We start from the raw sequence: 13,842 nt of genomic DNA on the forward strand, positions 1-13,842 counted from the left end.
ACTGGATGGTAACGACCGGCTACAAAGAACTGTTCGGCGGCTGACGCACGGCTGGAGCTGTCACGTTTTCAGGCAAAGAACTCACGATAGTCCCTTTCCTGAACGCATAGCCCGGGAGACGCGCCGTTGCGGTCGCGGAGCTGATCGCCAGAATCCGTCCAGTCGACGTGGGCGAGCCTCCCGATTAGCACTTCAGCGATCTCGCGATGCGAAGGTCCGGCAGCGATCCGTTGAGGCCCCGAAGAACGACGTTCAACGGGGGCTGCGTTTTTTCGGCGGAACAAGCGGGCAGGCAATTCGCCGTAAGCACAAAAGGCATCGAGGCACTCGAGCGCCCACAGGCAACGCTTCAACGCCGCGCACGTGAAGCTAATCTGTCAGTGACCCGAAAGAAGCCGAACGGGCCAGGCGCCCAATTGCCTGCCTGGTGGTCGTCACCCCAAGCTTCCGGCGAGCGTTGCCGAGATGAAAGGCGGCCGTGCGCTGCGTGATCCCTAGGATGCAGCCGATCTCCCAATCGGACTTGCCTTGTGCTGCCCACTGCAGGCACTCGTATTCGCGCGGCGTCAGCGAGACACCATCGATCGTTCGGTCTGCGGATAGTTTGCGGCGAACGAACATATGAAAACAGGTGGCGATGTACGGGAGACCTTCGTCGTGGCGTTCTGCGGCGCGGAAAAATACAGCGTCGGGCTTGTCAGCGGCAAAGGTTATCGCAGCAAAATTCCCTCGGCGGTCGATAATCGGGATCGTCATGCCGCAGCAGATACCAAACTGCGCCGCTTCTTCAAAAACCTGAGCCCCTGCAGCCTCCTCGCCGCTCAGATCGGATCCCCATCGAAACGGGCATCCGCCACCGCGTGCACGCACAATGACCGGGTCAACACTCTGATACCGGTTCTCAAGATAACGTGCTGTCCAGGGCGCCGGATAATTCGAGATCAGCGTGGGTTTGCCATCAGACCGCGGGGAAAAGGAGAGATAGGCAAAAGTGAGCATATCGAGTCCAGAGGCGACATCGGCCAGGGCGCCACGGAGATCAGTCTCATCGACGCTTTCTGAAAGCCTTTCCAAGAATCTCTCGAAGACAGCACGCATCTCCGTCCTTTTCAGCTCCTTCCCTTGGCTCTCCGGCAGCGTGTCATTTGAAAGGTGACGGGGCGGAAGAGGTCCATGACGCCCTTGCGAGAGCATTGCCGCAGCCTGCGCCAGCCGGCGTCAGTGGCCTCAGCCCAAAGTGAACTGCTTGCATATATCTTCCGCCCCGTCTTAATCGGGATGGTACTCCCCAAAATTCGCTGCCTCGTTGTAGACGCTGCGAGCCCAATCTGAGGAAATCTCTTGCGAGTTCGGCCGCCCACGGGAAGGGCTCCATTCGGTCGAAAGCTCGATACACATTTTCTCCTTAGTTTAAACGGACGACTGTGGACTTCGATCGCCTAACACGTCTTTTCGCGCAGATGTTCAGTTCGCGGCGAACACGGGAACATCCCTTGCCAGGATGAAACCGGCTGGGTCGAACCAATTTATTGCGTCAGTGAACCCTGGTGTGAGAACGTTTGGTGTAAGTCGAATGTATCCATGCAAAATGAGTGAGTTCATCGCGCCACTGCAGAATGCGGTAAACGGCATGTCGCATCGGGCCTTTCGCAGGCTGCTGCCCTGAGCAGCTCCTCTCGGCCGCAGGATCCGCCACCGCAAGTGTTTCCGGCATAGTGTGCCAAGCGCGTTTCCCCTGATCTTTGCAGAAGTCCGGCCGTTTGAGCCCTGTAGCGCAGTGGTTGCTGTGCCTCTCATCCGCGACTCCGAGTGGATGGCTTTATGGCGTTAAAATATTCTTGCAGGAGCGACGAGTCACGACGCAATACATCCGTATAAGCAGCATTCCTGCAAAAATGACCATAGTTTCGCAGCAGAACTAGCCCGCTTTTCTCGCCGCATCTGGCGTTAGGCGGTGTTTTAGCCTGGCCAGGCGCTGGCATGGTGCCCCGATGCTAAAGACGAGCGCAATCGGCGCCGCGTGCGTGCGGGTTTGAGCTTGTGCAATGTGTCCTCTGTTGTCGGCGGGAAGGGTTATGACAAGGTGCATCGCCTGGTGAAGCCGCGCGGGCCTTATCGCAAACCCGACGACGATGGGCTCTTGGAGCTGGTTCGCCGCCTGCTCGACGAACGCCCGACCTATGGCTACCGTCGCATCACAGCCCTGACGAACAGGGAACGCGCCAAGACGGGCGAACCGGCCGTCAATCAGAAGCGCGTCTTCGGTATCATGCGCCAGAGCATGCTGCTTGCCAGGCACACGGGCCGCAGGACCGGCCGCGTCCATGACGGCAAGGTCATCGTCATGCGCTCAAGCCTGCGCTGGTAATTCCGATGGCTTCGAGGTCGGTTGCTGGAACGGAGATATCATCAGGGTCGCCTTCATCATCGATGCCCACGACCGCGAGATCATCGCATGGCATGCCGTCGTCGGATCGGGCATCAGCGACATCATGATCCGGGACATGATGCTGGAAGCTGTCGAAAGCAAGTTCGGCGCCCTCCGCTCGCCGGCGCCGCAGTCGAACGGCATATCCGAGAGCTTCGTCAAAACCTTCAAACCGACTATGCCCGCGTCAATCCTTTGCCGGATGCGGTCACCGCACTCGGCAAAATCGCCGGATGGTTCGAGGACTACAACGAAAACCATCCTCATTCAGGGCTCAGAATGCGCTTCCCAAGGGAGTTCATCCGAGCACAAACTCAATAGCCGACTGTCCGGTCAAATAGGGCCAACTCCACCCTGTATCTGACACGCAAGTCGATCATCAGGATGCAAACGGCGAATACTCACCACGAATGCAAGGCGACACTCGCAACCTGACGCTTAATTTAAGAATTTCGGCCGCGGAAGGTCTTTGGACTACGAACCGCTTCTGCGGTAGACTGAGATGTGACGTTCGGATCGTTTGGTGAACGCACTTCTCGACCAATCTTCCCACCGCTCCCTCAGCTCCAGCCCCGCGCATTCGGCCATGGTATCGAGCTCCTGGTGATAGACGTAGCGAACGCGTTGCGGTAACCGTCTGATCGACGTACCAGAAAACCAGAGGACTGTTGAAATCAAGTTCTGGTTTAGTGGATCGTGCACAGACACATCGATGATAGTATTCTCATCATCCACCAGCCGGGCCGTTGTAGTTAGCTGGCCCGCGACTCGGGGATTGAAATCTGGAACCCATAACTCTATGATCAAAGCTCCCTCATCATCTAGCGCCTCCGCGGCAGATCGCAGGCAAGCTATTTGCGCTTCGCGCGTGAAAAGTAGCGGGAACGTAAAATAGACACAATACACCAGATTGTAGCGTTGCTTTGAGCTGAAATGTGCAATATCCCCCTGCCAAGCATTAATTAGATCGGTGCGTTTCGCAACAAGTTTCAGCATCTCGCATGAATTATCAATACCTTCGACATTGACGCCCTGCTCGCTCAATGGTATGGCCACCCGACCGTTACCTATACCCAATTCAAGGGCGCTTCCTCCATTGCAATATTGCTTAAGAAAGGCGACCGTCTCGCCTACCTCAGCCTCTTTCCCTTGCACGGCAGCGTATTCTTCATAGACGTGGGCGTAAATTTCGCCATAGGTATATTTATTAGACATGTTATCCTCCTGGATAATAGGCGTTTGAATTGTCTACGTGATTTAGAATTAATCGTTTGCGTAGCCGTACATGGATACGTCTTGCCTCCCCCTCGATCTAGAATTGTTCCGCGAACAGCAGAAACTTGAAACGATGTCGCTCGCGGACGTCTCGCGAGTAACTGGTCGAGGATAACTCTCTAGCGAAATTGTCGATACGTACATCGACGGCTCCGTTGCTGGGCCCAATGTCGCACTTCGAAAAGCAAGAGTTGTGCCATCTCAAAAGTGTGCCACACCCTCGCCGCCTCGTCTCGAGACGAGCCGTTTTCGCGTTGCCCAATGACTGGAGTTCGACAAAGTCGTGCCAAAGCAAACACGCAGAGATGCAAGCGCCGACCCGCGTATATCAGGAATGCCGCTGCCAGACAGCACTGCGCCGAGTTGCACCGCCTGCTTGAGCGGCTCGACCTGCGTCCAACGGCACCGCCACGCGCCCGTTGCCAATACCCCGGCGTGATCGCCAGCCAGGCGGTGCTGTGGCGATCGGGGTCGACTGGGAGGGCCGGCGCCAGGTGCTCGGTGTCGCGCTGGCCAACCGTGAAAGCCATTCGGGCTGGCGCGAGTTCGTGGCAGGGCTCAAGCAGCGCGGGCTCGCCGGCGTGGAGTTCGTCGTCTCCGACGATCATCCGGGGCTCAGGGCAGCGATCCGGGAAGTCCTGCCTGAGGCAGTCTGGCAGCGCTGTTACGTGCATTATGCCGATGTCCGGATTATGCCGACTTTGGGGGTGGATGTCGGCTTCGGAGGCGGTGATCGCTGCGATGGGGTCGGCATAATCACCGGCGGTCTGACGGATCGTGCAAACTCCTCTTCTTGTTTCCAAAGAAGGGGATGCTTTCATGTCAATCGATCCGTTTCGCGTTCGCGTCCAGGGCCCGCTTGCCCCGTTTGCGGCTGGGTTTGCCGGCGAACTCGCCCGACAAGGCTATACGCCGCTTTCCGCTCGCGAGCAGATGCGGCTGGTGGCGCGATTGAGCCGCTGGCTCGCATTGGAAGGCATGGATGTGGAGGGACTGGGCGCGAGCGAGGTCGATCGGTTCGTCCGTACCCGTCGTGCCGCTGGCCCGCAACTCCGCTCGATCAAAGCATTGCGGCCCTTGTTGGCCTATTTGCAGTCTCGCGGCATGGTGCCGCCGTCGCCCCGTGCAACCGACGATCCGGCAGATCAGCTGCTGGAACGATACCAACGCTATCTGGCGATTGAGCGCGGTTTGGGGAAAGCGACCGCCGATGTCTATGCCCGGATGGTGCACCCCTTTGTGCGTCATCGATTGTCGTCCGATGGGCGTGCCTTGGACCTTGCGGGTTTGGCCGCGACCGACGTCATCACCTTTGTCGTGGCACGTTGCCCTCAGCTGAGCCGCGGCGCGGCAAGCCTGACTGTAACGGCGCTGCGATCGCTGCTCACATTCCTTCATGTCGAGGGTCTTATCGCGCGATCTCTTGCCGCTTACGTGCCCTCGGTCGCCGGTCGGCGATTGGCTGGGTTGCCAAAGGGACTGGATTGCGACCAGGTTCAGCGCCTGCTGATGTCCTGCGGCCGCGATACGTCGAACGGCTGCCGCGACTTCGCGGTCCTGACCATGTTGGTTCGTCTCGGCTTGCGGGCGGGGGAAGTCGCCAAGCTCAAGCTTGACGACCTGGATTGGCGGACCGGTGAGATCCTCGTACGGGGCAAAGGAAGCTGCATCCAATGCCTTCCCTTGCCGGCCGATGTCGGCGAAGCGGTGGCGGCCTATCTGCGCTACGGCCGTCCCCGGACCGCCCAAGGCCGAACAGTATTTGTGCGCGTCAGCGCGCCCCATAATGCCCTCACAAGCGCTGGCGTGTCGCAGATCGTGGCCGCCGCCGGTTGCCGCGCCGGGCTCGGCCAGATCCACGCCCTTCGCCTGCGCCATACGGCGGCGTCGGCGATGTTGCGCGCCGGCGCCTCGCTACCGGAGGTCGGGCAGGTCCTGCGTCATCGCCGCGCCCTGACAACGGCGATCTATGCCAAGGTTGATCGCGAAGCCCTGCGAACGATCGCCCGCCCTTGGCCGGGAGAGGTGGCATGAGCGTCCTTCGCCAGGCCCTGGCCGATTACCTGGCCATGCGTCGCGCCCTCGGCTACACGCTTGTTCGGTCCGAGAAGCTTCTTGCCCAGTTCCTCACCTATCTCGAGGCGCAGGGCGAAGACCACCTGACCACCAAGACGGCCCTCGCTTGGGCGATGCTGCCGGCAGGCGCCGATCGAAGCTGGATGTCGGCGCGACTTTCCGTCGTTCGCCGCTTTGCGATCCATCTGCGCGGGATCGAGCCGGCAACCGAGGGGCCGCCGTGTGATCTGCTGCCGGGGCGATCTTGCCGAGCGACGCCCTACCTCTATTCGCAGGAGGACGTCATCGCCTTGATGACGGCAACCGCGGCCTTGCGCACGCCGCATCGGGAAGCAACCTACCGGACCCTGATCGGCTTGCTGGCCGTGACCGGAATGCGGGTTGGAGAAGCGATCGGGCTGGACCGCGACGACTTCGATGCGGTCGGCGGCGGCCTCACCATTCGGCGCGGAAAGTCCGGAAAATCCCGCGAGTTGGCGTTACATCCGAGCACTGTTGCGGCCCTCGGCAATTATCTGCGCCGGCGCGATCAACCCCGCCGGCCGCCGAACACGCCCGCCCTGTTCGTCTCGCCGGCCGGCACCAGGCTGCTCTATGTGAACGTTCAAAACACATTCCAGAAGCTCGTCTGTCGCGTCGGCATCGCCCCGCGCTCGGCAGGTTGCCGACCACGGCTCCACGACCTGCGGCACGCGTTTGCCGTTCGCACGCTTCTTGATGCTTATCGCGACGGCGGCGACCCGGGGCGCCGGCTTGCCCTGCTGTCGACCTATCTCGGTCACGTCGATCCGGGCAAGACGTACTGGTATCTCTCGGCGGCTCCGCAATTGCTGCAACTGGCCGGTGATCGTCTGGAACGACGGATCGGAGGCGGCGCATGACCGCCCTCAGCGCGACCTTGCAGGCGTTCTTCACCGACCGCCTGATCCGGCAGCGGCAAGCCAGCCCGCATACGCTCGCCGCCTATCGGGACACCCTGCGGCTGATGCTGGTCTTCGCCGCCGCGCGGCATGACACAGAGCCTTCCAGGCTGGAGTTCAACGACCTCGATGCGCGTGTGTCGGCGACTTCCTCGATCACCTCGAGCGTCATCGAGGCAACAGCGCGCGGACCCGGAATGCGCGGCTTGCCGCAATCCGGTCGTTGTTCCGGTTCGCCGCCCTTCGTTACCCCGAGTACGCCGCGACAATCGAACGGGTGCTCGCGATTCCGCCTAAGCGTTTTGAGCGACGGCTTGTGACGTTCCTGACGGAGGAGGAACTCGATGTATTGCTGTCCGCCCCCGCGCGGTCGACCTGGACCGGGCGGCGCGACCACGCCTTGCTTCGGCTCGCCGCCCAAACCGGCCTGCGGGCGTCCGAACTGATCGGCCTTCAGTGCGCCGATATCCATCTCGGTTCCGGCGCTCATGTCAGCTGTATCGGAAAGGGGCGAAAGCAGCGGATCACACCCCTTACTTCCAACATGGCCGCCGTGCTGCGCGTCTGGCTGGCCGAACGTGCAGGGCAGCCGGCCGATCCCCTCTTCCCTACACAGACCGGCAGGATGATCAGCCGCGACGCTCTCGAGCACCGGCTCGCGAGGTATGTCGAAATCGCTGCCAGAAACTGTCCGTCGCTGCAGCGGAAAAGGGTCACACTGCACACCTTGCGTCATACCGCGGCAATGCGACTGCTGCGTGCCGGCGTCGACACCTCGGTGATCGCGCTGTGGCTTGGCCACGAACAGATCGAGACCACCCACATCTACTTGCACGCCGATCTGGAGCTTAAAGAACGCACCCTGGCGAAAACCACGCCGGCCAACACGGCACCAGGACGCTACAGACCGCCCGACAAGCTTCTCGCTTTCCTCGAGGCGCTCTGATTATGCCGACCCCATCGCAGCGATCACCGCCTCCGAAGCCGACATCCACCCCCAAGGTCGGCATAATCCGGACATCGGCATAATGCACGTTGGACTAACCCGCTCCGCGATTGCGGAGCGGCAAGGAGGGTGTGTGCCGCCGGCGTAGCATTGATCGCGTCGTCTTCTGTCGCGCTGGTCATGTGTCCACAACAAGCTCCGACTGCGTCAGCATGGAGTGGCTGCTTGCAGCCCATTCCATCAGACAAAGGAGGAGTTTGTCATTACCCAACTTCGCCAGCGCATGAGCGAGGACATGCAGGTGCGCAACTTCGCGCTCAACACCCAGCTGTCGTATCTGCAACAGGTGTCGCTGTTCGCCCGCTATTTTAGCAAGTCGCCGGACTTGCTCGGGCGAGAGGATATTCGGACCTATCAGGTCTATCTGACCAACGAGAAGAAGCTGTCGCCCGGCTCGATCCACACCGCCATTGCGGCGCTGCGCTTTCTCTACAATGTGACGCTCGAGCGGGACTGGGCGCCTGAAGAGGTCCTGCCGCTTCCCAAGAAGCCGCAGAGGCTGCCGATCGTCCTCAGTCCCGAGGAAGTTCAGCGGTTCCTCGATTGCGTCCTCAGTGTCAAACACCACGCCATCCTAACCACTTGCTACGCGGCCGGCTTGCGTATTTCGGAAGCGGTGCAGCTGAAGCCCACGAACATCGACAGCCAGAGAATGGTCATCCGCATCGAGCAGGGCAAAGGTCAGAAGGACCGCTATGTGATGCTGTCGCCCAAGCTGCTGGAGATTCTGCGCGATTACTGGAAGATGCGGCGACCGAAGGAATGGCTCTTCCCCGGCGATCGTGCCGACCAGCCGATCACCAGGAGTGCGGTGGGACAAGCCTGCGCGAAAGCGCAGGTCCTCTTCGGATTGTCCAAACCGGTCACGCCACACAGTTTGAGACACGCCTTCGCAGTCCATCTACTGGAGGCCGGTGCCGACGTGCGCACCATTCAACTGCTGCTCGGTCACAGGAGCCTTGCGACCACCGCCCATTACCTGCGGATTGCCACCAACAAGGTGTGCGCCACGTCGAGCCCCTTCGAGCTCTTGCCGCGCCCGGCGCCCACCGTGCCGCCGCCTGCCGAGCCGCAATACTTCTGAGCGGCGCGGCAGTGGCCCGCTCGGGGCCGGAAGTGGCGGATATCTTCCGCTGCTACGGCGAAGCCTATCGTACCCAGCAGGACACGTCGCTGTCGACCGCCCAGCGCCGCGTCATGACGGCGATCGAATTGTGCCGGACCGCCGCACTCGGTGGGCACGTCGAAGCATGCGATCAATGCGGCCACCGGCGCATCGCCTTCAACAGCTGCCGCGACAGGCATTGCCCTCGCTGCCAATCGCTGGCCCGCGCGCAATGGCTGGAGGATCGTCGCGCCGAGCTTCTCGACACCCAATACTTTCACGTCGTCTTCACGCTGCCGGAACCCATTGCCGCCATTGCCTATCAGAACAAGGCACTTGTCTACGGCCTGCTCTTCCGCGCCACCGCCGAGACCCTGTGCATCATCGCCGCCGATCCCAAGCACCTGGGCGCCGAGATCGGCTTCTTCGCCGTGCTGCACACCTGGGGCCAGAACCTACTTCATCATCCGCATCTGCATTGCGTCGTCCCAGGCGGCGGCCTTTCTGCCGACGGCCATCGGTGGATCGCCTGCAAGCCCGGCTTCTTCCTGCCCGTCCGGGTGCTCTCGCGCCTGTTCCGACGATTGTTTCTGCAGCATCTGGAGAAAGCCTTCGACGCCGGCCAGTTGAAGTTCTTCTCTGACTTGCAGGACCTGAGCGGGCGCGATGCCTTCCGGCGCTATTTGGCGCCGCTACGAAAGGCCGAGTGGGTCGTCTATGCAAAGCCGCCATTCGCCGGACCCGAACAGGTCCTCGACTACGTCGGCCGCTATACCCACCGCGTCGCCATTTCCAACAATCGCCTCGTCGCCATCGAGGATGGCAAAGTCGCCTTTCGCTGGAAGGACTATCGGCACGGCAGTCGGCAGAAGGTCATGACCGTCGCGGTCGATGAGTTCATTCGCCGCTTCTTGTTGCACGTCCTGCCCGAGGGCTTCCATCGCATCCGCTACTACGGCTTTCTCGGCAATCGCTATCGTGCGCAAAAGCTCGCCCACTGTCGTGACCTGCTCGGCATGCCAGTTCCCGAGCCGTCGGACAGCCGATCCGCAAAGGACTATCGCGACCGCTACGAGGACCTCACCGGGCATTCCCTCAGGCAATGCCCGGCCTGCCATCGCGGGCAGATGATCATCATCGAAATCTTCGACGGCGTCACCGGACGCCCGCCATACCAGGATACGTCATGAAACAGGGGCGTCGCCTTCGTTGTCATCACATCGCGCCGGCCCGCTTGGAAGCCGAACCGGTCCCGCAAAGGTGTGCGCCGTCATCACCGGCAAGCTGTCCCAAGCAGGCCGCGGCGCCGATCCTCACATGCCGGAACCGATATCCGTGCCGCTTTCGGCGTATGCCACGCCTTCAATCACCGCGGCCGCGACCGAATCCGCACCGTCATGCGATACCTGTTCATGGGTGCGGCCCTAATTGAAAACCCATAACGGCCACCCGTGCCGGCGGCTTAGTCCAACACGTTTTTAGCTCACCGTCGCGATCCACCGCAGCGCGCTCTCACCACCGCCTTTCTGCGCGACGCCAAGCTGAAAACGCTCTGCATTATGCCGACGTCGGCATAACGTCCATTTCCTCAGAAACGCGCTCGATTATGTGCCGCGCAAGGTCGATGACGACTGCCTGACGGAGCTCAGATGGTTCTATGACCGGCGCGACCTAGCCGAGGTCAAGCGCGACCTGGCGCAGTGGATCGCCAAATGGCAGGCCAAATACTCGAAGTTAGTGAACTGGGTAGTGGACAGCATCGAGGAGACGCTGAGTTTCTATCGGCTGCCGCTTGCCCATCACAAGCACATGAAGTCGACGAACATGCTGGAGCGGGCTGAACCAGGAGGTCAAGCGGCGTACCCTGGTCGTCCGCATCTTCCCCAGCCAGCAGAGCTGTCTGCGGCTGGTTCGGGCACTGGCGGTGGAGATCCACGAGAACTGGCTCGAGGCGACCCGCTACCTCAATATGGATCATTTGCGCGAGCACAAGAAGGAGAACCTGAGAGCATTGGCGGCCTGAGACGCGGCCGCCATGTCCGCCGCTCCGCTAAACACGGGGGTTGCGCGGCGGACGCGCCAACGTCACCGCTGAAAGCCACGTCATTTTTGCAGAACTTGACACACAGAGACACACACACCTCTTCAGCTTGCCAAGCAGCTGCTCATGCACCGGACGCAGGTGCCAGGGGGCGCGGCCGACCCAATCGGCGAGCGTGGAACGGTCGCGAGTGATGCTCTGCCTGGCGTAGATCTGGGCCTGACCGTAAAGCGGCAGGTGGTCGGCATATTTGGAGACCAGACCTGGGCGGCAGTCGCCTCGGTCGGCAGCCCAACCCTCGATTAGCCGTGCGGTGCAGCGCGGCAATCAACGTGAGAGCTCGTATTGCCTCACCGAGGAGTGCTCCCGAGCAACGCTGCCGCTGCCTCACCAGGATGTTCCCCCGTGGTCGCGATCCGTCACTCTGTCATTGCTTGGAAGGTCGCTGCTGACGAAGTTGTGCCGAACACCATCGCGACGTTGCAGCGTGCGCAGGGGATCGGGATATTTCTCCGGGTATTCCGATTGCAGCCGCGCCAGCAATTCCCGGCTCGTTTTCACAGCCCTTCTTCAAACCAGCCACGTATCGACGAACTTTCGACTTGCTCGTGGATCGCTTGCCGGAGCGTCAGGCCTGCCGCATCATGGTCGAACTCCTCGCCCTCGCGCACGAGCGCGGCTGCGAAGCGAACTGGCCGATCAGTTGGACGTCGCGAGCGAAGCACGGCAATCGCCCGACATGGCTGCGTTGCGCGAACTGTCCGCCCCGGATCCTTCCCGGCTGCCGAACGTCGTCGTGCATCTGGCCGCGCTCGACGCCTATGAAGCCTGAGCCTTCCACGCGATCTCGCGGACTTTCGGCGGTGCCTGCTCCAACCGGTACAGCTTCGCCTTACCGATCCGAGGCGGATGTCGATAGGTCAGGCGCTCTCGACCAGCATGTGGCGAACGCGGCCATTGCATGTCTTGGTGATGCCGCCACGCCTGACTGTCTCTCCAGTCGATCGCTCGCCGGGAACGATGCCGAGATAGCCCATGGGCGAGGGCTCTCAAAACGGCTCACGTCGCCGACCTCGGGAGCGATCGTCACGGCGACAATCAGATCGATCCCACGCAGTCTGGAGCTCGGCCCGCCCGAGCAACCCTCGGACGCGCAGTGTAGGGCGAGCCACCTCACCGGCAGGAGGACATACGGCCTTACATTACGTCGTGCACGCAAGCTACATTACCAGTTGGGACACGACCTCCGTTAGAGGTCGATTTAGTGGACGCGCTACCATCGCGACAACTTCGTTGACTTCAACATACGCACCCGTTCGAACAGCGTATATGATGGATGTGGCAGGCGCGCGGACGGCGATCGGGTTGGCCGGAAACGAACCCCAAGGATGCAAGATCCCAACCACATCCCCCTGTTTGACTTCATCCAATGCTTCGCAACGAGGCTCGAAGAGCCCCCGCACAGGTGCTTTTAGCACGTCGCTTGAGCGTTTTGTCTCAAGTGTCTGGCTCGACTTCTTTTGACGGAACATAGGATGCTCGGCCTTTCCGTCTATAAGCCCGAGCGCTATGAGGGCGTTACGCATTCCAGCATCGTAAACCGCGAGAGCTTCGGCGCTGACATTTCCACTCCCCAATTCCAGACAGACGACAACCTTGCCTTGGCTATGCGCTAAAACATCAATCATTCCAGGGGCCTCAGGGTGTTCCCAGAGCAAAGCCATGGGCAATTTGAAATCCTCTGTCATCTTGAGGGTCTTCCGCATAAGATTTGGGTCGGCAATGGAGAGGGTCGTACTGGACGGCGGAAAATCCCACCCCGGTCCAAAACTGTGCAAATCAAATATGGTGTCAGCCATTGGCAACAACAGTCGCGTAATTGCATCTGCGATGCGTTCAGTTATAGATCCATTGGCGCGGCCCGGAAACACTCGATTAAGATTCAATCCATCGATCGGTGTATTGCGCTTGCAGGCCTGCACCGCGGGCGGGTTGAGCTCCGGCACGATGACGATGGTTCCACAGGTTTGCGCATCGGGCAGCCACTAAAGAAGTCGCCGCGCAACAAGGGGCCCCTCCAATTCATCGCCGTGACATCCGCCGGTGATTAGGAGCTGTGGTCCCTCTCCTTTATTCAGACTAACGACCGGGAGCGAAAGATCTCCTTTGGGACGACAAGATGCCCCCTGCCCGTGCCGGCCCTGTCGGGATCAAATGTAAGGTGGGGCTCATTGCTCATAGTTGTTTTGTCCCGCTTGTTATTGTCGTGATTACGCTCGCGTTCGTCGCATGAACGCCACAACCAGCATCAGATATTTCCATCGTGCTGGCGCTGATCACCTAGTTGTCGCGACCCGTTATGTCCGCCGCCTTTTTTGGGGTATGGCTGCTAACTCGCGCCTCGGATACGAGTCACAGTGGCTTAAGCTTTATGACGCCGACGTCGTTCTCAATGTCGATTCTGGTCCCAAACGGTGCTGAGAGCTCCTGTAGACGATTGAGGATTTCTCTTCCTAGCGGTACGGGTGCTGGACGCGGCACACCTCGGTCGGCGAACCGCTGCGAACGACGAAGCTCGATGGGATAAAGTCTCAATTCAGCAAGCTGGTTATGCTCAAAACGGCTGATGGCGACAACGCTTTCGTAAAAGATGGCGGCGGATTGGGGGCCTACTCGCCCTTCTGCGGTCGGGAATCCGTTTGCCAAGTGGTCGATTGTTACCTCGGCATCCGTATTGATCCGAGGGTCCTTGCCGAATAGGTCGAACATGTCGGCCCCGGCTGGGCTCCGGAGGTCCTGGCAAAAGAAGTTCCCTAAACTATAAAAAATCGGGCGCCCTTTGTAGATCTCAATGCCCCGTAATATATGCGGTCCGTGTACGATGTATGCGTCTGCCCCCGAGTCAATCAGCCTTCGAGCGAACGACTGCTCGTACTCAAGCGGCTCTTGGCACCATTCCCCGGGCTCGTGCCCGTGGTTCGTCGCGATGCA

The 13,842-nt window shown here is 60.5% G+C and carries 9 protein-coding genes and 6 pseudogenes; 9 read left to right on the forward strand and 6 right to left on the reverse strand.

Going from position 1 to position 13,842, the window contains the following annotated elements; translation table 11 throughout:
* Positions 1–369 precede the first annotated feature (369 nt).
* Positions 370–1,098, reverse strand: a complete 729-nt coding sequence (locus C1D09_RS26365) for a LuxR family transcriptional regulator (RefSeq protein WP_143976996.1) — start codon at positions 1,096–1,098, stop codon at positions 370–372.
* Positions 1,099–2,077: 979 nt separating this feature from the next.
* Between C1D09_RS26365 and C1D09_RS33885 the strand changes: the two are divergent.
* Positions 2,078–2,749: pseudogene (locus C1D09_RS33885) on the forward strand (integrase core domain-containing protein); the annotation flags it as partial.
* 153 nt (positions 2,750–2,902) lie between these two features.
* On the opposite strand, the gene C1D09_RS26380 reads toward C1D09_RS33885, so the two are convergent.
* On the reverse strand, positions 2,903–3,643 hold the full coding sequence (locus C1D09_RS26380) for a methyltransferase domain-containing protein (RefSeq protein WP_143976999.1): 741 nt from the start codon (positions 3,641–3,643) through the stop codon (positions 2,903–2,905).
* Between the two features lie 492 nt (positions 3,644–4,135).
* On the opposite strand from C1D09_RS26380, the pseudogene C1D09_RS26385 reads away from it, so the two are divergent.
* The 7 genes and pseudogenes from C1D09_RS26385 to C1D09_RS26415 form a co-directional block, all read left to right on the forward strand.
* A pseudogene (locus C1D09_RS26385) lies at positions 4,136–4,380 on the forward strand (transposase); the annotation flags it as partial.
* A gap of 142 nt (positions 4,381–4,522) precedes the next feature.
* Positions 4,523–5,737 (forward strand): site-specific integrase, encoded by a 1,215-nt coding sequence (locus C1D09_RS26390; RefSeq protein ID WP_143977000.1) that lies wholly within the window; start codon positions 4,523–4,525, stop codon positions 5,735–5,737.
* A complete protein-coding gene (locus C1D09_RS26395) occupies positions 5,734–6,660 on the forward strand; it encodes a tyrosine-type recombinase/integrase (RefSeq protein ID WP_143977001.1) in 927 nt (308 codons plus the stop codon). The genes C1D09_RS26390 and C1D09_RS26395 overlap by 4 nt, the downstream gene beginning before the upstream one ends.
* Positions 6,657–7,645, forward strand: a pseudogene (locus C1D09_RS26400) (tyrosine-type recombinase/integrase). Before C1D09_RS26395 ends, C1D09_RS26400 begins: the two are co-directional and overlap by 4 nt.
* 262 nt (positions 7,646–7,907) lie before the next feature.
* Positions 7,908–8,789, forward strand: coding sequence for a tyrosine-type recombinase/integrase (locus tag C1D09_RS26405; protein ID WP_167514762.1), 882 nt, complete (start codon positions 7,908–7,910; stop codon positions 8,787–8,789).
* An 11-nt stretch (positions 8,790–8,800) separates the two neighbouring features.
* Positions 8,801–10,000: an IS91 family transposase gene (locus C1D09_RS26410; protein ID WP_143977003.1), complete on the forward strand. Its 1,200-nt coding sequence runs from the start codon at positions 8,801–8,803 to the stop codon at positions 9,998–10,000.
* 376 nt (positions 10,001–10,376) lie between these two features.
* Positions 10,377–10,833, forward strand: a pseudogene (locus tag C1D09_RS26415) (transposase); the annotation flags it as partial.
* Positions 10,834–10,953: 120 nt separating this feature from the next.
* Here the strand turns inward: C1D09_RS26415 and C1D09_RS26420 are convergent.
* Positions 10,954–11,163 (reverse strand): annotated as a pseudogene (locus C1D09_RS26420) (IS66 family transposase); the annotation flags it as partial.
* Between the two features lie 391 nt (positions 11,164–11,554).
* Between C1D09_RS26420 and C1D09_RS34420 the strand changes: the two are divergent.
* Entirely contained in the window at positions 11,555–11,683 is a 129-nt protein-coding gene (locus tag C1D09_RS34420; protein WP_425463431.1) for a hypothetical protein, read from the forward strand.
* On the opposite strand, the pseudogene C1D09_RS26430 reads toward C1D09_RS34420, so the two are convergent.
* From C1D09_RS26430 to C1D09_RS26440, 3 genes and pseudogenes are all read right to left on the reverse strand, one after another.
* A pseudogene (locus tag C1D09_RS26430) lies at positions 11,680–11,968 on the reverse strand (transposase); the annotation flags it as partial. The gene C1D09_RS34420 and the pseudogene C1D09_RS26430 sit on opposite strands and share 4 nt — an antisense overlap.
* A gap of 103 nt (positions 11,969–12,071) precedes the next feature.
* A complete protein-coding gene (locus tag C1D09_RS26435) occupies positions 12,072–12,857 on the reverse strand; it encodes a succinylglutamate desuccinylase/aspartoacylase family protein (RefSeq protein WP_484177374.1) in 786 nt (261 codons plus the stop codon).
* Between the two features lie 406 nt (positions 12,858–13,263).
* On the reverse strand, positions 13,264–13,842 hold a 579-nt coding region (locus C1D09_RS26440; RefSeq protein ID WP_143977004.1), incomplete at its 5' end, for a CapA family protein.

Origin of the sequence: Mesorhizobium intechi (assembly GCF_002879535.1) — a bacterium.
Classification (GTDB): Bacteria; Pseudomonadota; Alphaproteobacteria; order Rhizobiales; family Rhizobiaceae; genus Mesorhizobium; species Mesorhizobium intechi.